Below are 24,172 nucleotides of genomic sequence, written 5' to 3'. Positions count from 1 at the left end.
AGCGAAGGAGCACCCATGGCCACCGGCACCGTGAAGTCCTACAACGCCGACCACGGCTACGGCACGATCACCCCCGACGACGAGGGACCCGCGCTGTACGTCTACTTCGACTCGATCCTGGGCGCGCGCGAGGACGGGGGCGCGCGCGGCCTCGCCGTGGGCCAGAAGGTGGAGTACGACCCGACCGAACAGGAGGGCCGGCCGGTCGCGGAGCGCGTCCGGCCGCGGTGAGCCGGCGCCGGGACCGCGTGCCGGGACCGTGTGCCGGGGCCGGGAGCCGGGAGCCTAGGATCGAGGCCCATGGAGATCTCGACCGCCCTCTGGTCCTTCGCCCTCGTCGTGGGGCTGCTCACCCTCACCCCCGGTCTCGACACCGCGCTGATCCTGCGCACCTCCGCGCTCGGCCACCGCCGGCAGGCGTGGGGCGTGGTGCTCGGCATCCAGACCGGCACGCTGATCTGGGGCACCCTCACCTCGGCCGGGGTGACGGCGCTGCTGACCGCCTCCCATCTGGCGTACGAGATCGTCCGCTGGGCCGGGGCCGCGTACCTGGTCTGGATGGGTGTGGGGATGCTGCGCAGCCGGGGCGCCGAGCCGGCGGCGGACGCGGTGGGGCCCGCGGACGGCGGTTTCGGGTACGGCTGGCGGCGCGGCACGCTGACCAATCTGCTGAACCCCAAGGTCGGCGTCTTCTATGTGGCGATGCTGCCGCAGTTCATCCCGGCGGGCGCGCCGCACTTCGCCACCGGTGTGGCGCTGACCTGCGTGCACGTCGTGGAGGGGGTGCTCTGGTCGACGGTCCTGGTGGGCTTCGCCCAGGTGGTGCGCGGCTGGCTGCGCAGGCCCGCCGCGCGCCGGGTGCTGGACCGGGTGACCGGTGCGGTGGTGGTCGGCTTCGGGCTGAAGCTGGCGGTCTCCGAGTAAGGCCGTGTGGCGGGCCGCAGAGCGGGGCAGGGGCGGCGACCGGGCAGCGTCACCCGGGTGGTGGCCAGCGATGGCCGCCCCGGGCCGGTCCGGGCTGCACTGGAGGCGACACGGCCCCGGCCCGGCGGGCCGGAGACAGGAGCGGCCCCATGGCCATCATCGCGACGTTCGAGTTCCCCGGGGTCGGTCTGGCCCAGTACGAGGAGGCCGTGGACCGGCTGACCGGCGGTGCGGGCCTCAACGCGCCGTCCGACTGGCCGGTGCGCGGGCTGGTGCTGCACACGGCGGGCCCGACGCCGGACGGCGGCTGGCTGGTCACCGACGTGTGGGAGTCCCGGGAGGCGTTCGAACACTATGCGGCGGTGCTGATGCCGATCCTCCAGGAGGTCGGCATCCCGGCCGTGCCGCCGCTGCTCTGCCAGGCCTACAACGTGGTGACCTGAGCGCGTTCAGGCCGCGTGCGACCGCGGCTTCCCGGCCTCGGCCCGTCCGTTCGCGCCAGGTCGTGGTGGATCGGCCCGCTGCCGGAGCTCAGCGGCCGGCTGCCGCCGCCGCGGCGGTGGGCGATGATCTCGGCGGCCACCGAGACGGCCGTCTCCTCGGGGGTGCGGGCGCCGAGGTCGAGGCCGATCGGGGAGCGCAGCCGGGCGATCTCGGCGTCGGTGAGGCCGGCCTCGCGCAGCCGGGCCAGCCGGTCGTGGTGGGTGCGGCGCGAGCCCATCGCGCCGACGTAGCCGACCGGCAGCCGCAGGGCGCGTTCCAGCAGCGGGATGTCGAACTTGGCGTCGTGGGTGAGGACGCAGAGCACCGTCCGCCCGTCGATCGCCGCCGCGCCGTCCGGGAGGGCCAGCTGGGAGTCGAGGTAGCGGTGCGGCCAGTCCACGACGACCTGGTCGGCCTCGGGGAAGCGGCGTTCGGTGGCGAAGACCGGGCGGGCGTCGCAGACGGTGACGTGGTAGCCGAGGAACTTGCCGATCCGCACCACGGCGGCGGCGAAGTCGATGGCGCCGAAGACCAGCATGCGGGGCGGGGGAACGCAGGACTCGACGAAGACGGTGACGCTGCCTTGCTCACGGACGGTGGCCGGTTCACGTTCGCCGCAGGGGCGCCCGTCCAGGCCGAGGACGACCCGGCCGGTGCGTCCGGCGTCCAGCATGGCCCGCGCCTCGGCGGTGATCGCGCGCTCCAGCGCGGTGAGGCGGTGCGCGGCGGGGCGCGCGGGGGAGAGGGAGCCGTGGCGGGTGTCGGCGGTGACGGCGAGGGCGGCGCCGACCAGCCCGCCGGGGCCGGCGATCACCCGGGCGAGGGCCACCGGGGTGCCGGCGGCGATGGCCGCGATGCCGGTGTCCAGGGCGGGGTCGGTGCCGGGGGTGACCGGCTGGACGAAGACGTCCAGGACGCCGCCGCAGGTCAGGCCGACCGCGAAGGCGTCCTCGTCGTTGTAGCCGAACCGCTTCAGCACCGGTTCGCCGGAGGCGAGGGCGGCCCGGCACAGCTCGTACACGGCGCCCTCGACGCAGCCGCCGGAGACACTGCCGACCGCCTCGCCGGCCGCGTCCACGGCGAGGGCCGCCCCCGGGTCGCGCGGCGCGCTGCCGGCGACCCCGACGACGGTGGCCACGGCGAAGGAGCGCCCGGACGCGTGCCAGGCCCGCAGCTGCTCGGCGATGTCCTGCATGTCGGGGAACTCCTCGCGCGACGAAGTCGGGGCGGGCCGGAAGGGCCGCCGTACGGGAAACGATTCCGGCCCGGCGACGGTGCGGCCGGCGCGCGGTTCGTCGGCGACGGCCGAGCCCCCAGGACGGCCGCGGCCCCGGGGACGTTCGGGCCGGCCCGCCGGGCTACCGCGCCCCGGGGGCCTCGGTGGTCAGGTGCTCGGGCCGGACCGGGATCCGGTGCAGCGCCAGCCCGGTGGCGTCGCGGATGGCGGCCACGATGGACGGCGTCGCGGAGACGGTCGGGGCCTCGCCCACCCCGCGCAGCCCGTACGGGGCGTGCGGGTCGGGCAGTTCGAGGAGCTCCACCGGCATCGGCGGGGTGTCCAGGATGGTGGGGATCAGGTAGTCGGTGAAGGAGGCGTTGCGCACCTTCCCGTCCTTGACGACGATCTCCTCCATCACGGCCAGGCCGAGCGCCTGGGCGCAGCCGCCCTGGATCTGGCCGACCACCGAGAGCGGGTTGAGCGCCTTGCCGACGTCCTGGACGGCGGTCAGCTCGACCACCTTGACCAGGCCGAGTTCGACGTCCACGTCGACGACCGCGCGGTTGGCGCAGAAGGAGTACTGGAGGTGGCCGGAGCCCTGCCCGGTCTCCTTGTCGAACGGGACGGTCGGGCGGTGGTGGTGCTCGCGGGTGAGGTCGATCGCGTCGTCGCCGAGCAGGTCGACCATGGCCACCAGCGGGCCGGCCGACGCCGAGACCACCGTTCCGGCGCTCAGCGTGAGGTCGTGGTGGGTCCAGCCGTAACGCCGGCGGCCCTTCTCGATCAGCGCCTGCCGGACGGCCTCGGCGGCGAGCTTGACCGCGCCGCCGGTCATGTAGGTCTGCCGGGAGGCGGAGGTCGAACCGGCCGAGCCGACCTCGGTGTTGGCCGGCTGGATGGTCACCTGCTCGACGCCCAGCTCGGTGCGGGCGATCTGGGCGTGCACGGTGACCCCGCCCTGGCCGACCTCCGCCATCGCGGTGTGCACCATGGCGACCGGCTCGCCGCCGATCACCTCCAGCCGCACCCGGGCGGTGGAGTAGTCGTCGAAGCCCTCGGAGAAGCCGACGTTCTTGATGCCGACCGAGTAGCCGACACCGCGCACGATGCCCTCGCCGTGCGAGGTGTTGGACAGCGCGCCCGGGAGCCGCCGGATGTCCGGGCGGTCGGGGTCCAGCGGTGGCGGGAGCGGCATGTCCTTGACGCGGCGCAGGAGTTCGGCGACCGGGGCGGGTGAGTCGATCCGCTGGCCGGTGGGCAGCCGGTCGCCCTCGGCCATCGCGTTCAGCCGCCGCAGCTCGACCGGGTCCATGCCCAGGGCGGCGGCCAGCTTGTCCATCTGCGTCTCGTAGCCGAACGCGGCCTGGACGGCGCCGAAGCCGCGCATCGCCCCGCAGGGCGGGTTGTTGCTGTAGAGCGCGATGGCGTGCATCCGCACGTTCGGGATCACGTACGGGCCGTGGCCGAGCGAGGCCGCGTTGCCGACCACGGCGGGTGAGGAGGAGGCGTACGCACCGCCGTCCAGCACGATCCGGCAGTCGGCGAAGACCAGCCTGCCGTCCCGGGTGGCGCCGTGCTCGTACGTCATCCGGGCCGGGTGGCGGTGGACATGGCCGAAGAAGGACTCGTCGCGGGAGTAGACGATCTTGACCGGCTTGCCGGTGCGCAGCGCCAGCAGACCGGCGTGGATCTGCATCGAGAGGTCCTCGCGACCGCCGAAGGCGCCGCCGACGCCGGCCAGGGTGAGCCGGATCCTCTCCTCCGGCAGGGCCAGCACGGGGGCCATCTGCCGGCGGTCCACGTGCAGCCACTGGGTGGCGATGTAGAGGTCGATGCCGCCGTCCTCGGCGGGCACCGCCAGGCCGGACTCGGGGCCGAGGAAGGCCTGGTCCTGCATGCCGACCTCGTAGCTGCCGCTGACGGTGACGTCCGCCATCGCCCGCACCTCGTCGGTCACCCCGAGGCCGGAGACCAGCCGCTGCTCGTGGCAGATGTTGCCGTGCCCGTGCGACCTGTACTCGTGCGGCTCGTGCACATGGCCGTGGGTCTCCGGGTCGAGGCACTGCTCCTCGGTGGTGATCGGGGTGAGCACCTCGTACTCGACCCTGATCCGCTCCACCGCGCGGCGGGCCGTCTCCGGGTGGTCGGCCGCGACCAGCGCGATCGCCTCGCCGTGGTGGCGGACCTTGTCGATCGCCAGGACCGGCTGGTCCTGGATCTCCAGGCCGTAGTACTTGGAGCCCGGGATGTCCTCGTGGGTGAGCACGGCGTACACCCCGGGCAGCCTCAGTGCCTCGGAGACGTCCACCGAGCGGATGGTGGCGCGGGGGTGCGGCGAGCGCAGGGCCGTACCCCAGAGCATGTCCTCGTGCCACAGGTCGGACGAGTAGGCGAACTCGCCCCTGACCTTCAGCGCGCCGTCCGGGCGCAGCGGCGAGCCGCCGACGCCGTCCCCGCCGGTCTGCCGGATGTCCTGGAGGTTCTTCTGGCCCCGGAGGGTGCGCATGCTCATTCCGCGACCGCCTTGCCGCCCATGCGGGCGGAGGCCAGCCGCACCGCGTCCATGATCTTCCCGTAGCCGGTGCAGCGGCAGAGGTTGCCGGAGAGCGCCTCGCGGATGTCGTCGTCGCCCGGCCGGGCGTCCCTGGCGAGCAGCGCGTCGGTCTGCACCAGCAGGCCGGGGGTGCAGAAGCCGCACTGGACGGCCCCGGCGTCGACGAACGCCTGCTGGACGAGGCCCAGTTCACCGTTCTCGCCGGTCAGGCCCTCGACCGTGCGGACGTCCCGGTCCTGGACCTGGCCGGCCGCGACCAGGCAGGAACAGACCGGCACGCCGTCCAGGTAGACCGTGCAGGAGCCGCACTCGCCCTGCTCGCAGGCGTTCTTCGAGCCCGGCAGGCCCACGCGCTCGCGCAGCACGTACAGCAGGCTCTCGCCCTCCCACACGTCGTCGGCCTCGACCGGCCTGCCGTTGGCGGTGAATGTGACCCTCATGCCGCGCTCCCGATCTGCTTGCCGTAGTCGTTCCACGTCCAGGTGAGGGTGCGCCGGGCCAGCACGGCCAGCGCGTGCCGCCGGTAGTCGGCGGTGCCGCGGACGTCGTCGATCGGTGCGGCGGCGGCCTTCACCAGCTCGCCGAACCGCTGAACCACCCCGGCGCCCAGCGGGCCGCCGGACTCCCAGAGGCCGCGCCCGGCGAGCACGCCCTGGAGGTACTCCTCGGCCTCGACGGCGCGGCGCGGCGTGGGGGCGGCCGAGCCGATCCCGGTGCCGACGGTGCCGCTCCCCGGGTGGAGGGCGAAGCCGAACGCGCAGACCGCGATCACCATGGCGTTGCGGGTGCCGACCTTGGAGAACTGCTGGGGGCCGTCCGCGACCGGGATCCGCACGGCGCGGATCAGCTCGTCCGGCTCCAGCGAGTTGCGCTTCACCCCGACGTAGAACTCGTCGATGGGGATCAACCGGGTGCCGCGCACCGAGGCGGCCTCCACGAGGACGTCCCGGCCGGCCGCCAGCAGCGCGGGGTGCGCGTCACCGGCGGGCGAGGCACCGCCGAGGTTGCCGCCCACGCTGCCGCGGTTGCGGATCTGCGGCGAGCCGACGGTGCGGGCCGCCAGCGCCAGGCCGGGCAGCGGGCCGGACAGCTCGTCGATGATCCGGCGGTAGGGGACGGCGGCGCCGAGCCGCACGACATCGCCGTCGTTCGACCAGGTGGTGAGCTCGGTGACGCGGTTGAGGTCGAGGAGCGCGGATGGCCGGCGCACGTCGAAGTTCAGCTCGACCATGACGTCCGTACCGCCCGAGAGGGGCAGCGCGGTCGGGTGCCCGGCCTTCGCCGCGAGCGCCTCGTCCCAGGTGGCGGGCCGAAGGAACTCCATACGGGGGTCTCCTCACGTCGTCGGCGCCAGGACGGGTGGGCCCGGTGCCCGCCGCCCGGTGCCCGGATCGCGTGGACCGCCTCGTCGCCTCGGCGCCGGATGCCGGTCACCGGCGTCGTTCCGGCGGCGTGTGGACAGTGAACCGCCGGGACGGGCCCGTCGGCAGTCACCGATGGCATGAAGCCCCGGCTCTGGTGCCGCCCGGCATCCTGTACGTTCCTCTAAGGAGGGGAATCGCGCATCCCAGCCGTGGAGCGGACACCACCGACGACCGTGACCCGGCCGCGGTTCCCGAGCCGCGGGCCCGTGATCCGGGCACCGGCCGGTCCGTCCCCCCGAGCCCGGCCGGTCGGGCAGGCTGTGAGCCCGGCCGAGCGCCCGGGCCGCCCTCACCCCCAGCCCGTTAGGAGTCCGCGGATGCGTGTCCGTGACCTGCTCGCCCCCGGTGCCCCGCGTCTGCGCCTGCTCGCGGCCGAGGAGGAGCTGGACCGGCAGGTCGGCGGTGTGATGACCACGGACCTGCACGACCCGGGCCGCTATCTGCACGGCGGCGAGCTGGTGCTCACCGGCATGCTCTGGCGCACCGGCCCGGCGGACTCCGAGCGCTTCGTGCGGACCATCGCGGCCGGCGGCGCGGTCGCCCTGGCGGCCGGCGAGGCCGAGGTCGGGCCCGTCCCCGAGGACCTGATCGAGGCCTGTCGCCGGCACCGGATGCCGCTGCTGGCGGTCCCCGACGACATCGCGTTCGGCACCGTCGCCGAGTTCATCGGCCGCCAGGTCTCCGCCGACCGCGCCGCCGACCTCGCCGCCCTGGTGGACCGTCACCGTCTGCTGGTCTCCGCGGCCGGCGGCGGTGGCCTGGACGCCGTCCTCGACCTGCTCGGCGGCGACCTCGACCTGGACTGCTGGGTGCTCACCCCCACCGGATCGGTGATCGCCGGTCCGGCCGACCGGCTCTCCGCCGACGACCGGGACCAGCTGGTCCGCGCCCACCTCGGCGCCCAGCGCGGGCGCCGTCGCCCCCCGCACCTGGCCCGGCTGCGCACCGGCGCCTACTCGCTGCTGCCCGTGCCCGCCGTTCCCGACACCGGGACGCCGCTCGCCGACTGGCTGCTGGCGGTCGCCGGTGACATCACCGAGTGGACCACCAAGCGCCAGCAGCTCGCCGAGAACCTGGCCGGGCTGGTCGCCGCCGAGCGCCACCGCCGGGACGAGGGCCGCCGGCTGCGCCGCCGCCTCGCCGACGAGGCGCTGACGCTGCTCCAGCGCGACGCCGACCCGGCCGAGATCAGCCGCGCCCTCTACGCCTCCTCGGCGATGGCCGCCCGCTACGAGAGCGCCGAGCCCGGGCGCCGGACGGCGCAGGGTTCCTGGCTGGTGCTCAGCGCCGAGGGGACGGGTCTGCCGGAGGGGGCGGTGCGGCCGATCCTGGAGGAAGCCCTCAACGGGACCACCGACCGCGCCCTGGTCGCCGGGGCCGGCGACGACGCGGTGGTGGTGCTGCCGGTCCTCGACAGCCCGGTGCCCGCCGACGCCCTGCGCGAGCTGCTCGCCCCGCTGGAGGCCGGCCTCGGTCCGGAGGGCCGGATCACCCTCGGCGTCTCCGCCCCCGCCTCCGAGGCGGGCGGCCTGCGCGGCGCCCTGGAGGAGGCCCGGCACGCCCGCCGGATCGCCGCCGCCCGGGTGGGCCGGGTCTGCGTCGCCGGTCCGGAGGAGCTGGCCTCGCACGTGCTGCTGCTGGCCGCCGTCCCGGACGAGGTCCGCCGGGCGTTCCGCGGCCGGCTGCTGGACAAGGTGATCGGGTACGACCTCGAGCACCAGGCGGACCTGGTCCGCACCCTGGAGGCGTTCCTGCGCTCGGACGGCTCCTGGACGCGCTGCGCCGCCCAGCTGCACGTCCACGTCAACACCCTGCGCTACCGGATCGGCCGGATCGAGGAGCTGACCGGGCGGGACCTCTCCCGCCTGGAGGACCGGGTGGACTTCTACCTGGCCCTGGAACTGGCCTGAGCCGGTAGGTACCGGCCGGACGGACCGAGGGCCCGCCACGACCGCCGGAAACCGGCGTCGTGGCGGGCCCTCGGCGCGGTGCTACGGCTGGACCGGGATCACCCCGGTGAGCCACTCGAAGACCCCGGGCACCATGTTCTTCCAGACGTCACTGGAGTGCGGGCCGGTGGTCTCCACCGGCTGGACGGTGGTGGGCGCCTTGGCGACGTCCTTCATCGCGACCGCGCCTTCGTAGCCGTCGCCCTTGTTGCCGCTCATGTAGAGGGCGACCTTCGGGGGCTGGCCGGCGCTCTTGAGGATGTTGACCGGGTTGTTGGCCTCGCGCAGCTTGGCGTCCTTGCCGACCAGGGAGTCCGGCTCGGTGGCCGGGTCGTTGTAGCCGGAGAGGCTGACGCCGGCCCGGTAGCGGTCGGGGTGGGCGACCGCCAGCTTGGTGGCGCAGTGCGCGCCGGCCGAGTACCCGGCGACGGCCCAGCGGTCCGGGGCGGGGTCGGCCCGGAAGTTGTCCAGCACCATCTGCGGTACGTCGCGGGTCAGCCAGGCCTCGGCGTTGACCTTGCCCGGCACGTCGGCGCAGCCGGTGTCGGTGTGGTTGCCGAGCAGCAGGGTGCGCGGCGAGACCAGGATGAACGGCGCCACCTTGCCCTGCTGCATCAGCGGCTTCAGCTGGTCGGAGACCTTCAGCGTGCCGTACCAGGTGGAGGAGGAGCCCGGGTAGCCCGGGATCAGCTCGACGACCGGGAACTTCTTGTCCTTGAAGGCCGGGTCGTTGTACTGCGGCGGCAGCCAGACCAGCACCTCGCCGTCGACCCCGGAGACCTGGCCCTTGAGGTCGGTCTTCTGGACGTCGCCCGGCACCTTCGGGTCGTCCACGCCGTGGAACTGCTGCAGCACCTTGGTCGGTTTGGCGTCGCCCCCGCCCTCCTGGCCGTGGCCGGCGCCCGTGCCGTGCTCGGCCGGCGGGACGGGGGGCACGGCCCGGACGTGGTTGCCGGTGCCGAGCAGGTCGTCCCAGGTGCCGTAGATCAGGTTGGCGTTGTTGACCATGACGAAGACCATCGTCACGGCGGTGATCTGGCAGAAGACGATCATGGCAAGTCTGGACAGGATCCGCACCGGTCGAGGTCCGCGGACCTTGCCCCAGAGCAGCATCGCCACCGCGATGGAGATCGGCACGAGGATCACCGTGCAGACGAAGAATGGCGTACCTGTCAGTTGCATCAAGTTCTCGTATCCGGGTTTCAAGCCGCTCCGGGCCCCACTCGCCCGGAACGCGCTCCAATGGCATCAGACGGTGGGGAACGGGAGATCGGTTGCCGTTCAAATCTGTGCGGAACCTGAGAGGAACATCACGTTTCCGGGATGTTCCGTTTTCGGGCCGGACCTAGTCTGCCACCCAATCGGCCCTGTCCTGGACGGCGTTGCCAGCCAACTCCCAGGATCGCCACTCAGCAGGGCACGATACCGCGCGTACGGACCCGGCCGGCGGGCGAGGCGGTGCAATACCGCGCGCGCCGGGAAGCGAGACTATGGGGATGAGCAATACCCGCTTTCGTCCTTACCGCCGGTTCTGGCCCGCCTGCGCCGCCCTGGCACTGGTGGTCGCCGTGGCCGGTTGCAGCAGTACCGGGGGCAGACGCGCAGAGCAGGCCCGCGCCAAGGCCGCGGCCGGCGCCGGCAGCGCTGTCACCACCCCGCGCTGGAAGGTCGCCATGGTGACCCACGCGGGCGCCGGCGACGCGTTCTGGGACACCGTGCGCAAGGGTGCCGAGCAGGCCGCGGCCAAGGACAACATCACCTTCCTGTACTCCAACGACGCGCAGACCCAGAACCAGGTCCAGCTCGTCCAGGCCGCCATCGACCAGAAGGTCGACGGCCTGCTGGTCACCCTCGCCAAGGGCGACGCGCTCGGCGACGTCCTCGGCAAGGCCAAGGCGGCCGGCATCCCGGTGATCACCATCAACTCCGGCCAGGAGTACTCGGCCAGGTTCGGCGCGCTCACCCACATCGGCCAGGACGAGTCCACCGCCGGCCAGGCCGCCGGCACCGAGCTGGCCGCGCGCGGCCGCAGGAACGTCCTCTGCGTCATCCACGAGCAGGGCAACGTGGGCCAGGAGCAGCGCTGCGCCGGAGCCCGGAGCACGGCCGGCGGCCCCTTCCAGGTGCTCTACGTGGACGGCGTCAACATGCCCGACGCCCGCGCCGCCGTCTCCGCCCGGCTCCAGGCCGACCCGGCCATCGACACCGTGCTCACCCTCTCCGCGCCGATGGCCGCCACCGGCCTCCAGGCCATCCAGGACGCCCGCCGCGACGTCGAACTCGACACCTTCGACCTGGGCGCCCAGGTGGTGGCCGGCCTCAAGTCCGGCAGCGTCGGCTTCGCCGTCGACCAGCAGCCCTACCTCCAGGGCTACGAGGGCGTCGACCTGCTCTGGCTGTACCGCTCCAACCTGGACGCGCTCGGCGGCGGCAAGCCCGTCCTGACCGGCCCGCAGATCCTCACCCGGGACGACGCCGACGCGCTCGCCGAGTACGTCGCGAGGGGGACCAGGTGAGCACCGACCTCCTCGCCCAGGACCGCCCGGCGGCACTGCGCCGACTCTTCGCCCGGCCCGAGTTCGGCTCGCTGATCGCCGCCGCCGCGGTGTTCCTGGTCTTCGCCGCCGTCGCCGAGCCGTTCCTGCGGGTCTCCTCGCTGGGCACGGTGCTGTACGCGGCCTCCACCATCGGGATCATGGCGGTGCCGGTCTCGCTGCTGATGATCGGCGGCGAGTTCGACCTCTCGGCCGGGGTGCTGGTCACCACCGCGGCCCTGACCTCGTCGATGGTCTCCTACCAGCTCACCGCCGTGACCTGGGTCGGTGTGCTGGTCTCGCTGCTGGTCGCGCTGGCCGTCGGCGGCTTCAACGGCTGGATGCTCAGCCGGACGAAGCTGCCCAGCTTCATCGTCACCCTCGGCACGTTCCTGATGCTGACCGGTGCCAACCTCGGCGTCACCAAGCTGGTCTCCGGCACCGTCTCCACCAAGCCGATCTCCGACATGCGGGGCTTCGCCTCCTGCCGCTGGCTGTTCGCCTCCGAGGTCACCGTCGGCGGGCTGACGATCAAGGCCACCGTCTGGTGGTGGCTCGGCCTGCTGCTGGTCGGCAGCTGGGTGCTGCTGCGGACCCGCTTCGGCAACTGGATCTTCGCGGTCGGCGGCGACGCGGACGCGGCCCGCGCGGTCGGCGTGCCCGTCGCCCGGACCAAGACCCTGCTCTACCTCGGCGTCGGCTTCGGCGCCTGGGTGCTCGGCCAGCACCTGCTGTTCTCCTTCGACACCGTGCAGTCCGGCGAGGGCGTCGGCAACGAGCTGATCTACATCGTCGCGGCGGTCATCGGCGGCTGCCTGATCACCGGCGGCTACGGCTCGGTGGCCGGCTCGGCGCTCGGCGCGCTGATCTTCGGCATGGCCAGCAAGGGGATCATCTACGCCCAGTGGAACCCGGACTGGTTCAAGTTCTTCCTGGGCGCGATGCTGCTGCTCGCCGCCCTGCTGAACTCCTGGGTCAAGCGCCGGGCCGAACGGGGGCCGCGATGAGCGACAGCACGAACCACGGGACGAACGAACTGCTCGCCCTGGACGGCGTCGGCAAGACGTACGGCACGGTCCGGGCGCTCCAGGACGTCTCGCTCACCCTGCGGGCCGGCGAGATCAGCTGCGTGCTCGGCGACAACGGCGCCGGGAAGTCCACCCTGATCAAGATCATCGCCGGGCTGCACCAGCACGACGAGGGCGTCTACACCGTCGGCGGCGAGGAGGTTCGCCTGGCCTCCCCGCGCCAGGCCCTGGACCGCGGCATCGCCACCGTCTACCAGGACCTCGCGGTGGTGCCGCTGATGCCGGTCTGGCGCAACTTCTTCCTCGGCTCCGAACAGGGCACCAAGCGCTGGGGCCGGTTCGGCCCGCTGCGCCTGGACGCCGACGGGATGCGCGCCACCACCCGCGAGGCGCTCGCCCGGATGGGCATCGACCTGTACGACGTGGACCGCCCGATCGGCACCCTCTCCGGCGGTCAGCGGCAGTGCGTGGCGATCGCCCGGGCCGTCCACTTCGGCGCCAGGGTGCTGATCCTGGACGAGCCGACGGCCGCGCTCGGCGTCAAGCAGTCCGGGGTGGTGCTCAAGTACGTCGACGCCGCCCGCGACGCCGGGCTCGGAGTCGTCCTGATCACCCACAACCCGCACCACGCCTACCTGGTCGGCGACCACTTCACCCTGCTCAAGCGGGGGCGGATGGCCGGCAGCCACCCCCGGGCGGAGATCAGCCTCGAACAGCTCACCACCGAGATGGCGGGCGGCTCCGACCTCGCCGAGCTCTCGCACGAGCTCGGCCGCAGTGAGCCCCGCCCGGACTCCCGCCCCGGTTCCCCTCCCAGCTCCCCGTCCGACCCCGACCCCGATTCCCGTGAGGAGCGTCCGCAGCCGTGACCAGCCCCAACGGCCCCACCCGGCCGGCCGTCCTGCCCACCCTGCTCGGCCTCGGACCGCGCGCCGAGCGCCGCCGCCGGGCCCTGCCCGCCAGCATCCTGCGGCTGCCCACCATCGGCGTCGACATCGGCGGCACCAAGGTGGTCGCGGGCGTGGTGGACGGCGAGGGCACGATCCTGGAGAAGCTGCGCACCGACACCCCGCACCGGAGCAAGAGCCCCCGGGTGGTCGAGGACGTCATCGTCGAGCTGGTGCTCCAGCTCGCCGACCGGCACGACGTCCACGCGGTCGGGATCGGCGCGGCCGGCTGGGTGGACGCCGACCGCTCCAAGGTGCTCTTCGCCCCGCACCTGAACTGGCGCAACGAGCCGCTCCAGCAGGCGCTCAGCGAGCGGCTGCGGTTCCCGGTGATCGTCGAGAACGACGCCAACGCCGCCGCCTGGGCCGAGTGGCGGTTCGGCGCCGGGCGCGGCGAGGACCACATGGTGATGCTCACCCTCGGCACCGGCATCGGCGGCGCGGTCGTCCGCGACGGCTACGTGGACCGGGGCAAGTACGGGCTGGCGGGGGAGTTCGGGCACATGCAGGTGGTGCCCGGCGGCCACCGCTGCCCGTGCGGCAACCGGGGCTGCTGGGAGCAGTACTCCTCCGGCAACGCGCTGGTGCGCGACGCGCGCGAGCTGGTCGCCGAGGAGTCGCCGGTGGTGCAGCCGCTGCTGGCCAGGGCCGGCGGCACCGTCGAGGGCATCACCGGCCCGCTGGTCACCGAGGCGGCCCGGGCCGGCGACCCGACCGCCACCGAACTGCTGTACGAGGTCGGCACCTGGCTCGGCATCGGCATCGCCAACCTGGCCGCCGCCCTCGACCCGGGCCGCTTCGTGATCGGCGGCGGTGTCTCCGAGGCCGGCGACCTGCTGATCGGCCCGGCCCGGGACACCTTCCGCCGCACTCTCACCGGCCGCGGCTTCCGCCCCGAGGCCACCATCGTGCACGCCGCCCTCGGCAACGAGGCCGGTCTGGTCGGCGCCGCCGACCTGGCCCGCCAGGTGGCCCGCCGTTTCCGCACCATCAAGCGCCGCCGGGTGGAGCGCAGCGTGCTGTAGCTCCCGCCACGGGCGCCGCGGGCCACGGGCCGTGCGGAACGTCAACTACCCGTTGGTAGTCACGAGGCCCTGTTGTCCGGGCCATGCCTCCTGTGAAACAACGGAGTTGACGCCCACTCAGGAGGCCCCGGATGAGAGCTCTGGCCCGTATCGCCCCGCCGCTCCTGCTCGCCACCGCCCTGGTCTGGTCCACCGTCGGACCGGCCGGGGCGGCGGCGCCACCGCCCAAGGTGCCCGAGGCGGTGGGCTGGGGCGGGGCGGTGGCCAGCGTGGACGCCGACGCCACGGCGGCCGGCATCGAGGTGCTGCGCAAGGGCGGCAACGCGGTGGACGCCGCCGTCGCCGTCGCGGCCGCGCTCGGGGTCACCGAGCCCTACTCGGCCGGCATCGGCGGGGGCGGCTACTTCGTCTACTACGACCACGACAGCGGCCGGGTCTCCACCATCGACGGCCGCGAGGTCGCCTCCCGGACCGCCGACGAGTCGCTCTTCCTGGAGGACGGCCGGCCGCTGGCCTTCGCCGACGCCGTCACCAGTGGCCTCTCGGTCGGCGTGCCCGGCACCCCCGCGACCTGGGAGACGGCCGTCCGGGAGTGGGGCCGGCACTCGCTGGGCGACGCGCTGGCGCCCGCCCGGCGGATCGCCGAGCAGGGCTTCACCGTCGACCAGACCTTCCAGGACCAGACCGCGCTCAACCAGGACCGGTTCAAGGACTTCCCCGCCACCGCGAAGCTCTTCCTGCCCGGCGGCAGACTCCCCGCCGTCGGCTCCACCCTGCGCAACCCCGATCTCGCCGCCACCTACGGCCAGTTGGCCAAGGAGGGCACCAAGGCGCTCTACCAGGGCGACCTCGGCGCCGACATCGTCCGGGCCGTCCAGCACCCCCCGGTGGACCCGGCCTCCGGGCGCGACGCCCGCCCCGGCAAGGTGGACGCCACCGACCTGGCCGACTACCAGGTCCGCCGCCAGCAGCCCACCCACGTCGCCTACCGCGACTACGACGTCTACTCCATCGCCCCGTCCAGCTCCGGCGGCACCACCGTCGGCGAGGCACTGGGCATCCTGGAGGACGGCGAGCTGTCCCGGCTGAGCGCCACGCAGTACTACCACCACTTCCTGGACGCCTCCCGGATCGCCTTCGCCGACCGCAACCGCTGGGTCGGCGACCCGCGCTTCTCGTCCGTGCCCACCAGGGAACTGCTCTCCGAGCGGTACGCCGCCTCCCGGGCCTGCCTGATCAGCCCCGACCGGGCGCTCACCAGCCCGCTCGCCCCCGGCGACCCGCGCCACCCGGCCGACTGCGCCTCGTACGGCCCGGCGGTGGCCGAGCCGTACGAGGGGCTGAGCACCACCCACCTGAGCGTCGCCGACCGCTGGGGCAACGTCGTCTCGTACACCCTCACCCTGGAGCAGACCGGCGGCAGCGGCATCACCGTCCCCGGCCGCGGCTTCCTGCTCAACAACGAGCTGACCGACTTCGACTTCACCCCGCTCACCCCCGGGGTGCCCGACCCCAACCTGCCCGGGCCCGGCAAGCGGCCGCGCTCCTCGATCTCGCCGACCATCGTGCTGCGCGACGGCGAGCCCCTCCTCGCGGCCGGCTCGCCCGGCGGCGCGACCATCGTCACCACCACGCTCCAGGTGCTGCTCGGCCGGCTCGACCGCGGTCTGAGCCTGGAGCAGGCGATCGCCGCGCCGCGCGCCAGCCAGCGCAACACGGCCGCCACCCAGGCCGAACCGGCCTTCCTCGCGCTGCCCGAGCGGGCCCGGCTGGAGGCGCTCGGGCACGTGTTCAGCGGCACCCCGGAGATCGGCGCCGCGACCGGCGTCGAGCGCCTGCCGGACGGCCGCTGGGTGGCGGCCGCCGAACCGGTGCGCCGGGGCGGCGGCGCGGCGGCGGTGGTCCGGCCCGCGCCCTGAGCCCGGCCGCCGGATCCCTTGGGCAGGCCCGGCCTGTCAGTGGGCGGCGGTAGATTCGGGGTGGGCGTCCGGCTGGGCGCCCACCCCTCGTCCGTACCACCGGGAAGGCCGCCCGCCGTGACCGTCCGCATCGCCACCTGGAACATCAACTCCGTGACCGCGCGGCTGCCCAAGCTCCTGGAGTGGCTGGAGAGCGCCAAGCCGGACGTGCTCTGTCTCCAGGAGCTCAAGTGCGCCGCCGACGCCTTCCCGTACGAGGCGGTGCGCGAGCTCGGCTACGAGACGGCCGCCCACGGCAACGGCCGGTGGAACGGCGTCGCCATCGTCTCCCGGCTCGGCCTGGACGACGTGGTGCGGGACCTCCCCGGCCAGCCCGGCTACCTCGCCGACGACGCCCTGCTGCCCGACGTCGAGCCGCGGGCCGTCGCCGCCACCTGCGGGCCGGTCCGGGTCTGGTCCGTCTACGTGCCCAACGGCCGCGAGGTCGGCCACGCCCACTACCGCTACAAGCTGGAGTGGCTGGAGGCCCTGCGCAAGGCCTCGGTCGAGGACGCCGCCGGCCCGCGCCCCTTCGCCGTCCTCGGCGACTTCAACATCGCCCCCACCGACGAGGACGTCTTCGACGTCGCCGCCTTCGAAGGCCTGACCCACATCACCCCCGCCGAGCGCGCCGCGCTCGCCGCCCTCGGCGAGGCCGGTCTCCAGGACGTCGTGCCCCGCCCGCTCAAGTACGACTGGCCCTACACCTACTGGGACTACCGCCAGCTGGCCTTCCCGAAGAACCGGGGCATGCGGATCGACCTCACCTACGCCAACAAGCCCTTCGCCGACGCCGTCACCGACAGTTATGTGGACCGCGAGGCCCGCAAGGGCAAGGGCACCTCGGACCACGCGCCGGTCGTGGTGGACCTCGACCTGTGAGTCACGCTCGGTGAGTCACGCTGTGTGAGTGGCCGTCGCCCGAACGGTCCAGAGCGGTGGCCGAGCGGGTGAGGCCTGCATACCGTCGGTGAATGACTGGGTGTAGTTGTTCGATCACGGGGACTTCGGAGTCCCCGGCTGCGCCCGAGAATTCCGGAGGTTCCGGTATGCGCCCCACGCGTACGGCCGCCGCCGCCCTGATCGGCGCGACGGTGCTGACCGGTCTTACGGCCCCCCTCGCGCTGGCCAAGGACGGCGCGGCCACCGTCAGCCCGTCCCAGGCCGCACCGGGCCAGACCGTGAAGGTCACGGTCTCCTGCGAGAAGTCCGACAAGCCCAACGCCAAGACCATCACCGCCAACTCCCCGGCCTTCGAGGGCGGCCCGGCCACCCTCACGCTGGGGTCGGACGGCAAGCACACCGGCTCCGTCCGGCTGGCGGGCAAGTACGGCGGTGACAGCAAGGTGGACGGCAACTGCCCCGACGGCGGTGCCTTCGCCACCAACGTCAACGTGAAGGACGCCGGCGGCTCCGCACCCAGCCAGGGCCTCGGCGAATTCGGCAAGGCCGCGGGGGAGTGGGCCGGCTCGCTCGGCCAGTCCGGCGTGGGCGGCCAGCAGGTCGCCCCGCACGGCGCCGTGCAGACCGGCCTCGGCGGCTCGGTCGCGGCCGATCCGATCGAGCTGGCCGGCGGCGCGGCGCTGGTCGCCGGGGGGGTCGGCGGCTTCTGGCTGCTGCGGCGGCGCGGCGGCGCCGGATCCCTCTGAGCGGCCCCCGGCCGTGCTCCGTCCGGGTCTGTTCCGCTGACGTCTGTTCCGTTCGCGAGCGTGCCGTTCGCGAGTGTTCCGTTCGAGAGTGCTCCGTGAGCGCCGCCGGGCCCGGGGGTCCGGCGGCGCTCAGGTGCGCGGGCCCCGCTCAGGCGGGCGCGGGACCGGCCGGGGCGGTCTTCGCGTTCTCCTGGTCCTCCTCGGGGAGGGCCCGAAGGGTGCCGCTGGCCAGCAGGTACTGGGCCAGGATGTATGTCGCCATGATCCAGAACTGGTGTCCCGGCAGCTCCCGCCACTTCGCCAGCTGGGTCGCGATCAGCGTGTCGGAGAGCAGGAACAGCCCCCCGCCCAGTCCGGTCCGCCAGCCGAGCCCGGCCGAGGTGACGGCGGTGGAGGCCAGCAGCAGGCTGTAGCCGGCCACCGGCACCCGCAGATCGCCGAGGTCCGGCCAGAGCCGGCCGACCAGGGTCACCCAGGCCGTCGCGTACGCGGCGGCGACCACCAGCGCCCGCCGCCGGTCGCTGAGCGCCCCGCGCCGGACGAACATCGTCACGTAGCAGACGTGCGCCGCCGCGAAGGAGCCCATACCGGCCAGGAAGGCGGTGTCGTTGCCGAGCTGGAGCAGGACGTCCCCGCCCGCGCTCAGCAGCAGCGCGGGCGCCAGCAGCTTCGGCGCCCCGGCGGCCCGGTCCCCGGCGGCGGTCAGGCTGTGTGCGGCCAGCAGCGGCATCAGGGCCGGTTTGGTGGCGTGCTGCAGGACGGACGTGCCGGTGAGGATCGCGCCCAGATGGGCCGCCGAGGTGGCGGCGAAGCCGCTGAGCAGCCCGGTGGCGGAGCGCAGGCGTCCGCCGAGCACGGCGCGGGTGGTCGTACGGATGCTCATGCGGCGGTGACCTCCGGAAGGGGCGGCGGGGGGTGGGCTGGTCCGTCGTGGCACGATAGGCGACCGGCGGCGTCCGGGGGAAGAGCCTTGTTACCGGCGCGTAGCGGCCGGCCGCCCTGCCAGGGCGCGGCGGTGGATCCCGGCCGCGTCCCGGCGGCGGTCCGCCAATTCGCCGGCTGGTCCGGTTGCTGCCACCGGGGGCGGCGCCCACCGTCTACTCTGGTCCACGACATGGAGCAGCAGGAGTACGCGACCGGCACCACACAGGTGGCCGGTGGCACGGCGGACGGGCACACGGGCGAGGCGGGGCGCAACAGCACCGACGCCGCCGTCGCCGTACGCGAAGCCCGCCCTGACGGTCCGCAGGGGGGCCGGTCGGCCGGGAGTGCCGCCGCACCGTCGCCCGATCCCGGACTGCTCCGGCTCGCCCACTGGTTCGCCGCGGCCGATCCGGGCACCGCCGACGACCTCTGCACCGCCTCCTTCGGCCTCTACCCGGCCCGCCACTTCGGCGTCTGTGCCGAGCCGGCGGCCGGCGCCGGAGCGGACGCCGACGTCAGCTGGTGGCACGGCCCCACCGCACACGCCCCGGCCGTGCTCCGCTCCCGCGAGGCCCGCCCGGCGCGCGGGCCGCGGCGGGCCCGGCGGGACGCGGCCGCGCTGCCCGTCGTCCTCTCAGGGGCCAAGCCGGGCAGGCCCGGCAGGCACCGCAAGCCCGAGCGGTCCCGGGCGGTGGCCGCACCGCAGGATCGTTCCGCCGCCGCCGAGCGCCGGATCGCCGCCCGCCTGCTGCTCGCCCACCCGCTGGTCACCGCCTCCGGGCCGCACGCCGACGGCTTCCCGCTGATCCGCCGTCACCGTGACTGGCTGACCGAACGCTTCGCCACCCTGCTCGGCTACCGGCTGGTCGTCGGCCCCTGGCATGCCCGCCTCTGCAAGGCCGGGCTTGGCCCCGGCGCCGCCCGCCGCCTCGAACACCCCGTCACCGGTGCCCCGTTCACCCCCGCCGGGTACGCCCAACTCGCCCTCGCCCTGGCCCTGTTGGTGGACGCTCCGGAGCGGCTGCCGCTCGACCGGCTGCTGGCCGCGATGCACGAGGCCGCGCCCGCGCTGGCCGCCGCCCCCGCCGACCGGGCCATGGCCCTCGCCGCGCTGGCGGACTGGCAGGTGCTCACCGACCTGCCGGCCGACCCGGCCGACCCGGCCGACCCGCGCGCGCGGACCGCCGTCCTGACGGTGGACCGGGAGCTCGCCCGGGCCGTCCCGGCCGGCCCGCCCGCCCTCGCCGACGACGCCGCCGACCTGATCCGCCGCGCCGCCGAGGCCGAGCCCGCGACGGCCGTCCGCCGCCTCCTCGCCGAGACCCCGGCCGTGCTCGCCGCCGACCTGTCCGAGAAGCAGCGCGCCTGGCTGCACCGCCACCGCCACACCGGCCCGGCCGCCCTCGCCGACTTCCTCGGCCTGGAGGCCGAGCTGCGCGCCGAGGGCGTCGCCCTGCTCGACCCCGCCGACGAGCTGACCGACCTCGCCCTCCCCGGCGCGGGCACCCTCGCCCAGGCCACCCTGCTGCTGGTCGAGCGCCTGGTCGAGGAGGTCCGCCCGCTCCCCGGCGAGCCGGCCGCCGGCCTCGATCTGCCGATCCCCGAGGTGCCGATCCCCGACGCGCTGATAGACGGTGTCCTGGGCGACCTCGCCGACGAGTACGGCCTCCCGGCCGGCTGGCGCCGCGACTACCTCGCCGACCGCACCGCCCTGCGCCGCGACGCGCTGGACCTGCTCCACCGGATGGGCCTGATCACCCCCGCCCCGCGCGGCACCCGGCCCCCGGGCTGGCTCCTCCGCGCCCCCGCCGCCCGCTACGCCCCGGCGGCCGACCTGCTCCCCGCGCCCGGCAGCGGCCGCCACTCCCGACCGGACGCACCGGACGCACCGGACGCACCGGCGATCCCGGCGCCCACGGCCCCGCGGGCGGAGCAGCGGGCGTAGCGCCCGGCCGAGGCTGAGGCCGAGGCCGAGGTACCCCCTGCCGGTGCGCCGCCCGGTTGCCGCGTGCTCACCCGTGCCTTCTCACCCGAGCCGCCGCAGCCGGCCCGGGGTGGTCCCCAGCCGCTCGCGCAGGAGGGTGGTGAGGGTCGTGGCGTTCTCGTAGCCCACCCGCCGGGCCACCGCCTCGGTCGGCAGGGTGGTGGTGCGCAGGAGGTGCACCGCGTGGTCGAGGCGGATCCGCTGGGCGAAGCGAAGCGGGGAGACGCCCACCACCCGGGCGAGGGCGCGCTGCAGCGTGCGCTCGCTCGTGCCGATGGCCCGGGCGGCGTCCGCGATGCGCAGCGGCCGGTCGAGGTGCTCGCGGACCCAGCGCTCGAAGGCGCCGACCGTCGGGTCGGCGCGGGCGAGGTGGCCGGGGACGGCGTAACCGGCCTGGGTGGGGCGGGAGTCGGCGACGAGGTAGCGCGCGGCGAGGTCGGCCAGCGCCGGACTGCCGTCCCGTACCAGGCAGAGCGCCAGGTCGAGGTGGGCCATGGCGGCCCCGGCCGTGGTGACACCAGGCGCCCGGGCGACCATCAGGCTCTCGTCCAGAGCCACCCGCGGGTAGCGGCGGCGGAACTCGGGCGCGAGCCACCAGCTGGTGGTGGCGGGCAGCCCGTCGAGCACGCCGCTCTCGGCGAGCACGAAGGTGCCGGTGCAGGCCGCCGCCAGGGCGATCCCGTCCGCGCGGGCCTGCCGGACCGTTTCGAGGACGGGCCGCTGCCCGGGGGCGGTGACCCACGCGGTGAGCGGTTCCGGCTGTTTCCGCCAGGCCCCGGGCACCACCAGGACGTCCGGGGCTCCGGCGGCCTCCGGCGTGGCGGTGTCCACCAGGTGCCCGGCGGCCGTCCGCACCGGGCCGTACGGGCTGACACACCGCACCTGCCAGGCGGGCGGGGGCTGCGGGAGCTCCCGGCGCAGTTCGTTGGCGGTCCGCAGCACGTCGAGCACCGCGGCGAGGCCGGAATCGAAGACCCCGTCGGCGACCAGGACCGAGACTCTCATGTCGGAAACGGTAAGGGATGTGTCGGATCCGCCACTGGAGGGGCCGGTGGCCCCGCCCCTACGGTGGGCAGCCAGCGGCCCCGACAGCCACTCAGGAAGGAATGCCGATGACCGAGCCCGCCGTCTCCGCGACCACCCGCGTCGGACTGATCGTCCGCCTGGAGGCCAGACCGGAACACGCCCAGGAGCTCCAGGAACTCCTCACCGGCGCCCTCGACCTCGCCCGGGAGGAGACCGGCACCACGGTCTGGTTCGTGCTGCGCCTCGGTCCGGCCTCCTTCGCCATCGTCGACGCCTTCCCGGACGACGGGGCCCGCCAGGCCCACATCGACGGCCGGATCGCCGACCTCCTCCGCACCGAGGGCCCGCGCCTGCTGGCCGCCCGGGTGGAGGTCAGCCCGGTCGACGTGCTGGCCGCGAAGCTCCCCGCGGCCTGAACCCCCGGCCGTACCGGCGGGCCCGGGGCGGCGGGGCTCACGGTCTGGCGGTGGCGGTGGCCACGGTGCCGTGCTGGACGGTCTCGACGGTGACGGCCACGCCGCAGGCGCCGAGGATGACGGAGGCGAGAACGGCGGTGCACGCGAGGAAGCGGCGGTGCCGCTGGGGGAGCGGGAAGCGCGGTTCCTGGAGGGCTGCCGGAGGGTTGGCGTTCATGGCACGGAGGTTTCCAGGGCGGTGTGAACGGTCGCTACGCACGGGTGAAGTCCGGATGGGGGGCGGGCGTCGGATTGGGCCCGATATGCCCCACCCCGCACCGCCCCACCCCGAGCGGGGGCGGGGCGGTGCGAATTCACCTGAACGGGGGACGGTCGCGCCGGCGGGCGTCGGCCATCGCCTCGCCCACGGCGACCCGGACGGCATCCCGTAGGCCGTGGGCCGGGTGGAACCGGGACGGGCCGGCCGCCGGGTCCTCCCGCAGCTCCTTCACGAGGGAGACGCAGAGCAGCAGCATCACCACGACGAACGGCAGCGCGACCAGGATGGTGGCGTTCTGCAGCGCGGTGAGCCCGCCCGCCAGCAGCAGCGCGGCGGCCACCCCGCCCATCAGGACGCCCCAGACCACCACCAGCCAGGTGCGGGGGTGCAGGGAGCCCCGGCTGGAGAGCGAGCCGAGGACCAGCGAGGCGGAGTCGGCGCTGGTGACGAAGAAGGTCATCACCAGCAGCACCGCGACCACGCTGGTCACCGAGCCGAGCGGGAGCGAGCGCAGCATCTCGAACAGCGACGCCTCGGCGCCCTGCGGGATGGTGGCGACCAGGTCGGCCGCGCCGGTGGAGTCCAGCCGGATCGCCGTCCCGCCCATCACGCAGAACCAGATCACCGTCGCCCCGCTGGGCACCAGCAGTACGCCGAGCAGGAACTGCCGGACGGTGCGGCCGCGCGAGATCCGGGCGATGAAGGTGCCGACGAACGGCGCCCAGGAGAGCCACCAGGCCCAGTAGAAGATCGTCCAGGTGCCGAGCCAGCTCTCGTCGGTGAAGGCCCCGGTCTGGGTGGACATGGTGAGCAGGTCGGAGAGGTAGCCGCCGACGCTGGAGGGGATCGAGTCCAGGACGAACACCGAGGGGCCGAACACGAAGACGAAGACCATGATCAGCGAGGCCAGTACGACGTTCGCGGTGGAGAGCCACTTGACGCCCTTGTGGACGCCGGAGAAGGCGGAGAGGACGAAGGCCGCGGTCAGCGAGCCGATGATGATCAGCTGGGCGTGCTGGGTGTTGCGCACCGAGGAGATGTAGCCGAGGCCGTCCGCGACCTGGAGGGCGCCGAGGCCGAGGCTGGTGGCGGAGCCGAAGACGGTGGCGAAGACGGCGAGCATGTCGATTCCCCGGCCGGCCCAGCCGTCCGCGCCGCGCTGTCCGATCAGCGGGACGAAGGCGGCGGAGATCCGGTTGCCCCGGCCCTTGCGGAAGGTGGTGTAGGCGAGCGCGAGGCCGCCGACCGCGTAGATCGCCCACGGGTGCAGGGTCCAGTGGAACAGCGAGAACTCCAGCGCCTGCTGGGCGGCGGCGGCGCTCCGCGGTTCCAGGCCGGAGCCCGGCTGCGGGGCGGCGAAGAGCTGGAGCGGCTCGCCGACGCCGTAGAACATCAGGCCGATGCCCATGCCGGCGCTGAACATCATGGCGATCCAGGCGATGGTGCTGAACTCCGGTTCGTCGTCGTCGCGCCCGAGCCGGATCCGGCCGAAGCGGCTGAACGCGAGCAGGACGGCGAGCACCAGGAAGACATCGGCGGCGACCACGAACAGCCAGCCGAAGTTGTGCAGGACCCAGCCCAGCGCGGTGCTGGAGGTCCGGCCGAGGGAGTCCTCGGCGAAGACGCCCCAGGCGACCACCCCGAGCACCAGGACGGCGCTGATCCCGAACACCGCCCGGTCGGTGGGGAGGGTCGAGGCCGGTTGGTCCGGTTCCGTCGGATCGGGCTCGGGGGTCGGCGGATGACTGCTCATCGGGGTGCCTCTCGTGGCGTACTGGGGCTCGGCGACATGATCAGAAATTGGCTACATGTCGTACTATGTCCAGTTCGTGCCGGGAGGGCGGGGAGGGCACGCCGGGGAAGGGGCCG

22 protein-coding genes are annotated in these 24,172 nt (G+C 74.3%); 13 read left to right on the top strand and 9 right to left on the bottom strand.

The features are described from left to right. Nucleotides 1–15 precede the first annotated feature (15 nt). From ACIP82_RS00955 to ACIP82_RS00945, 3 genes are all read left to right on the top strand, one after another. A complete protein-coding gene (locus tag ACIP82_RS00955) occupies nt 16–231 on the top strand; it encodes a cold shock domain-containing protein (RefSeq protein ID WP_363606447.1) in 216 nt (71 codons plus the stop codon). A 69-nt stretch (nt 232–300) separates the two neighbouring features. Beyond that, on the top strand, nt 301–924 hold the full coding sequence (locus tag ACIP82_RS00950; protein WP_363606448.1) for a LysE family translocator: 624 nt from the start codon (nt 301–303) through the stop codon (nt 922–924). A 149-nt stretch (nt 925–1,073) separates the two neighbouring features. Next, nucleotides 1,074–1,367, top strand: coding sequence for a hypothetical protein (locus tag ACIP82_RS00945; protein ID WP_363606450.1), 294 nt, complete (start codon nt 1,074–1,076; stop codon nt 1,365–1,367). Here the strand turns inward: ACIP82_RS00945 and ACIP82_RS00940 are convergent. From ACIP82_RS00940 to ACIP82_RS00925, 4 genes are all read right to left on the bottom strand, one after another. Next, nucleotides 1,349–2,602 (bottom strand): XdhC family protein, encoded by a 1,254-nt coding sequence (locus ACIP82_RS00940; protein ID WP_400649486.1) that lies wholly within the window; start codon nt 2,600–2,602, stop codon nt 1,349–1,351. The two genes, ACIP82_RS00945 and ACIP82_RS00940, sit on opposite strands and share 19 nt — an antisense overlap. Nucleotides 2,603–2,765: 163 nt before the next feature. Further along, on the bottom strand, nt 2,766–5,132 hold the full coding sequence (gene pucD, locus ACIP82_RS00935) for a xanthine dehydrogenase subunit D (RefSeq protein WP_400650288.1): 2,367 nt from the start codon (nt 5,130–5,132) through the stop codon (nt 2,766–2,768). 2 nt (nt 5,133–5,134) lie between these two features. Continuing rightward, complete coding sequence (locus ACIP82_RS00930) at nt 5,135–5,620, bottom strand: (2Fe-2S)-binding protein (RefSeq protein ID WP_363606452.1); 486 nt, start codon at nt 5,618–5,620, stop codon at nt 5,135–5,137. Beyond that, complete coding sequence (locus tag ACIP82_RS00925) at nt 5,617–6,504, bottom strand: FAD binding domain-containing protein (RefSeq protein WP_400649481.1); 888 nt, start codon at nt 6,502–6,504, stop codon at nt 5,617–5,619. The genes ACIP82_RS00930 and ACIP82_RS00925 overlap by 4 nt, the downstream gene beginning before the upstream one ends. Before the next feature lie 417 nt (nt 6,505–6,921). Between ACIP82_RS00925 and ACIP82_RS00920 the strand changes: the two genes are divergently transcribed. Beyond that, nucleotides 6,922–8,514, top strand: coding sequence for a PucR family transcriptional regulator (locus tag ACIP82_RS00920; RefSeq protein WP_400649478.1), 1,593 nt, complete (start codon nt 6,922–6,924; stop codon nt 8,512–8,514). Between the two features lie 81 nt (nt 8,515–8,595). Here ACIP82_RS00920 and ACIP82_RS00915 read toward each other — a convergent pair whose 3' ends face one another. Beyond that, nucleotides 8,596–9,690 carry an alpha/beta hydrolase gene (locus ACIP82_RS00915; RefSeq protein WP_400649475.1) on the bottom strand — a complete coding sequence of 365 codons (1,095 nt, stop codon included), beginning with the start codon at nt 9,688–9,690 and terminating at the stop codon, nt 8,596–8,598. A 359-nt stretch (nt 9,691–10,049) separates the two neighbouring features. On the opposite strand from ACIP82_RS00915, the gene ACIP82_RS00910 reads away from it, so the two are divergent. The 7 genes from ACIP82_RS00910 to ACIP82_RS00880 all read left to right on the top strand — a co-directional run bounded on the left by ACIP82_RS00910 (nt 10,050) and on the right by ACIP82_RS00880 (nt 17,694). Then, a complete protein-coding gene (locus tag ACIP82_RS00910; RefSeq protein ID WP_363606458.1) occupies nt 10,050–11,069 on the top strand; it encodes a substrate-binding domain-containing protein in 1,020 nt (339 codons plus the stop codon). Then, entirely contained in the window at nt 11,066–12,094 is a 1,029-nt protein-coding gene (locus ACIP82_RS00905; protein ID WP_363606459.1) for an ABC transporter permease, read from the top strand. Before ACIP82_RS00910 ends, ACIP82_RS00905 begins: the two co-directional genes overlap by 4 nt. Continuing rightward, nucleotides 12,091–12,984: an ATP-binding cassette domain-containing protein gene (locus tag ACIP82_RS00900; protein ID WP_363606460.1), complete on the top strand. Its 894-nt coding sequence runs from the start codon at nt 12,091–12,093 to the stop codon at nt 12,982–12,984. The genes ACIP82_RS00905 and ACIP82_RS00900 overlap by 4 nt, the downstream gene beginning before the upstream one ends. Continuing rightward, nucleotides 12,981–14,087, top strand: a complete 1,107-nt coding sequence (locus tag ACIP82_RS00895; protein WP_400649470.1) for an ROK family glucokinase — start codon at nt 12,981–12,983, stop codon at nt 14,085–14,087. Before ACIP82_RS00900 ends, ACIP82_RS00895 begins: the two co-directional genes overlap by 4 nt. Before the next feature lie 131 nt (nt 14,088–14,218). Continuing rightward, nucleotides 14,219–16,006, top strand: coding sequence for a gamma-glutamyltransferase (gene ggt, locus ACIP82_RS00890; RefSeq protein WP_400649467.1), 1,788 nt, complete (start codon nt 14,219–14,221; stop codon nt 16,004–16,006). Nucleotides 16,007–16,123: 117 nt separating this feature from the next. Beyond that, entirely contained in the window at nt 16,124–16,927 is an 804-nt protein-coding gene (locus tag ACIP82_RS00885; protein ID WP_400649464.1) for an exodeoxyribonuclease III, read from the top strand. 167 nt (nt 16,928–17,094) lie between these two features. Further along, a complete protein-coding gene (locus ACIP82_RS00880; RefSeq protein WP_400649461.1) occupies nt 17,095–17,694 on the top strand; it encodes a hypothetical protein in 600 nt (199 codons plus the stop codon). Nucleotides 17,695–17,842: 148 nt separating this feature from the next. Here the strand turns inward: ACIP82_RS00880 and ACIP82_RS00875 are convergent, their stop codons facing one another. Beyond that, on the bottom strand, nt 17,843–18,577 hold the full coding sequence (locus ACIP82_RS00875; protein ID WP_400649458.1) for a lysoplasmalogenase: 735 nt from the start codon (nt 18,575–18,577) through the stop codon (nt 17,843–17,845). Nucleotides 18,578–18,808: 231 nt separating this feature from the next. Here ACIP82_RS00875 and ACIP82_RS00870 point away from each other — a divergent pair, with 231 nt between their 5' ends. Next, nucleotides 18,809–20,563, top strand: coding sequence for a DUF2398 family protein (locus ACIP82_RS00870; RefSeq protein ID WP_400649455.1), 1,755 nt, complete (start codon nt 18,809–18,811; stop codon nt 20,561–20,563). An 81-nt stretch (nt 20,564–20,644) separates the two neighbouring features. Here ACIP82_RS00870 and ACIP82_RS00865 read toward each other — a convergent pair whose 3' ends face one another. After that, nucleotides 20,645–21,607 (bottom strand): helix-turn-helix domain-containing protein, encoded by a 963-nt coding sequence (locus tag ACIP82_RS00865; protein WP_363606469.1) that lies wholly within the window; start codon nt 21,605–21,607, stop codon nt 20,645–20,647. Nucleotides 21,608–21,714: 107 nt separating this feature from the next. On the opposite strand from ACIP82_RS00865, the gene ACIP82_RS00860 reads away from it, so the two are divergent. After that, the gene (locus tag ACIP82_RS00860) at nt 21,715–22,044 is read left to right on the top strand and encodes a putative quinol monooxygenase (protein ID WP_400649451.1); all 330 of its coding nucleotides are present in this window, start codon (nt 21,715–21,717) and stop codon (nt 22,042–22,044) included. Between the two features lie 37 nt (nt 22,045–22,081). Here ACIP82_RS00860 and ACIP82_RS00855 read toward each other — a convergent pair whose 3' ends face one another. Both ACIP82_RS00855 and ACIP82_RS00850 read right to left on the bottom strand, forming a co-directional pair. Continuing rightward, entirely contained in the window at nt 22,082–22,261 is a 180-nt protein-coding gene (locus ACIP82_RS00855; protein WP_363606472.1) for a hypothetical protein, read from the bottom strand. Between the two features lie 136 nt (nt 22,262–22,397). Then, nucleotides 22,398–24,056 (bottom strand): BCCT family transporter, encoded by a 1,659-nt coding sequence (locus ACIP82_RS00850; RefSeq protein ID WP_363606474.1) that lies wholly within the window; start codon nt 24,054–24,056, stop codon nt 22,398–22,400. Nucleotides 24,057–24,172 lie beyond the last annotated feature (116 nt).

Origin of the sequence: Kitasatospora sp. NPDC088548, from assembly GCF_044753005.1 — a bacterium.
GTDB lineage: Bacteria > Actinomycetota > Actinomycetes > Streptomycetales > Streptomycetaceae > Kitasatospora.
The sequence above is the reverse complement of the archived record's forward strand: the minus strand, read 5'-3'. Positions and strand labels throughout refer to the sequence as shown.

Bases quoted from the DNA above. Each gene is read 5' to 3' on its own strand.
- ACIP82_RS00900 (WP_363606460.1), top strand. From the start codon at position 12,091: ATGAGCGACAGCACGAACCACGGGACGAACGAACTGCTCGCCCTGGAC.
- ACIP82_RS00955 (WP_363606447.1), top strand. From the start codon at position 16: ATGGCCACCGGCACCGTGAAGTCCTACAACGCCGACCACGGCTACGGC.
- ACIP82_RS00855 (WP_363606472.1), bottom strand. From the start codon at position 22,261: ATGAACGCCAACCCTCCGGCAGCCCTCCAGGAACCGCGCTTCCCGCTC.
- ACIP82_RS00850 (WP_363606474.1), bottom strand. From the start codon at position 24,056: ATGAGCAGTCATCCGCCGACCCCCGAGCCCGATCCGACGGAACCGGAC.
- pucD (WP_400650288.1), bottom strand. From the start codon at position 5,132: ATGCGCACCCTCCGGGGCCAGAAGAACCTCCAGGACATCCGGCAGACC.
- ACIP82_RS00880 (WP_400649461.1), top strand. From the start codon at position 17,095: ATGCGCCCCACGCGTACGGCCGCCGCCGCCCTGATCGGCGCGACGGTG.
- ACIP82_RS00875 (WP_400649458.1), bottom strand. From the start codon at position 18,577: ATGAGCATCCGTACGACCACCCGCGCCGTGCTCGGCGGACGCCTGCGC.
- ACIP82_RS00945 (WP_363606450.1), top strand. From the start codon at position 1,074: ATGGCCATCATCGCGACGTTCGAGTTCCCCGGGGTCGGTCTGGCCCAG.
- ACIP82_RS00910 (WP_363606458.1), top strand. From the start codon at position 10,050: ATGAGCAATACCCGCTTTCGTCCTTACCGCCGGTTCTGGCCCGCCTGC.
- ACIP82_RS00865 (WP_363606469.1), bottom strand. From the start codon at position 21,607: ATGAGAGTCTCGGTCCTGGTCGCCGACGGGGTCTTCGATTCCGGCCTC.
- ggt (WP_400649467.1), top strand. From the start codon at position 14,219: ATGAGAGCTCTGGCCCGTATCGCCCCGCCGCTCCTGCTCGCCACCGCC.
- ACIP82_RS00870 (WP_400649455.1), top strand. From the start codon at position 18,809: ATGGAGCAGCAGGAGTACGCGACCGGCACCACACAGGTGGCCGGTGGC.
- ACIP82_RS00925 (WP_400649481.1), bottom strand. From the start codon at position 6,504: ATGGAGTTCCTTCGGCCCGCCACCTGGGACGAGGCGCTCGCGGCGAAG.
- ACIP82_RS00950 (WP_363606448.1), top strand. From the start codon at position 301: ATGGAGATCTCGACCGCCCTCTGGTCCTTCGCCCTCGTCGTGGGGCTG.
- ACIP82_RS00860 (WP_400649451.1), top strand. From the start codon at position 21,715: ATGACCGAGCCCGCCGTCTCCGCGACCACCCGCGTCGGACTGATCGTC.
- ACIP82_RS00940 (WP_400649486.1), bottom strand. From the start codon at position 2,602: ATGCAGGACATCGCCGAGCAGCTGCGGGCCTGGCACGCGTCCGGGCGC.
- ACIP82_RS00930 (WP_363606452.1), bottom strand. From the start codon at position 5,620: ATGAGGGTCACATTCACCGCCAACGGCAGGCCGGTCGAGGCCGACGAC.
- ACIP82_RS00920 (WP_400649478.1), top strand. From the start codon at position 6,922: ATGCGTGTCCGTGACCTGCTCGCCCCCGGTGCCCCGCGTCTGCGCCTG.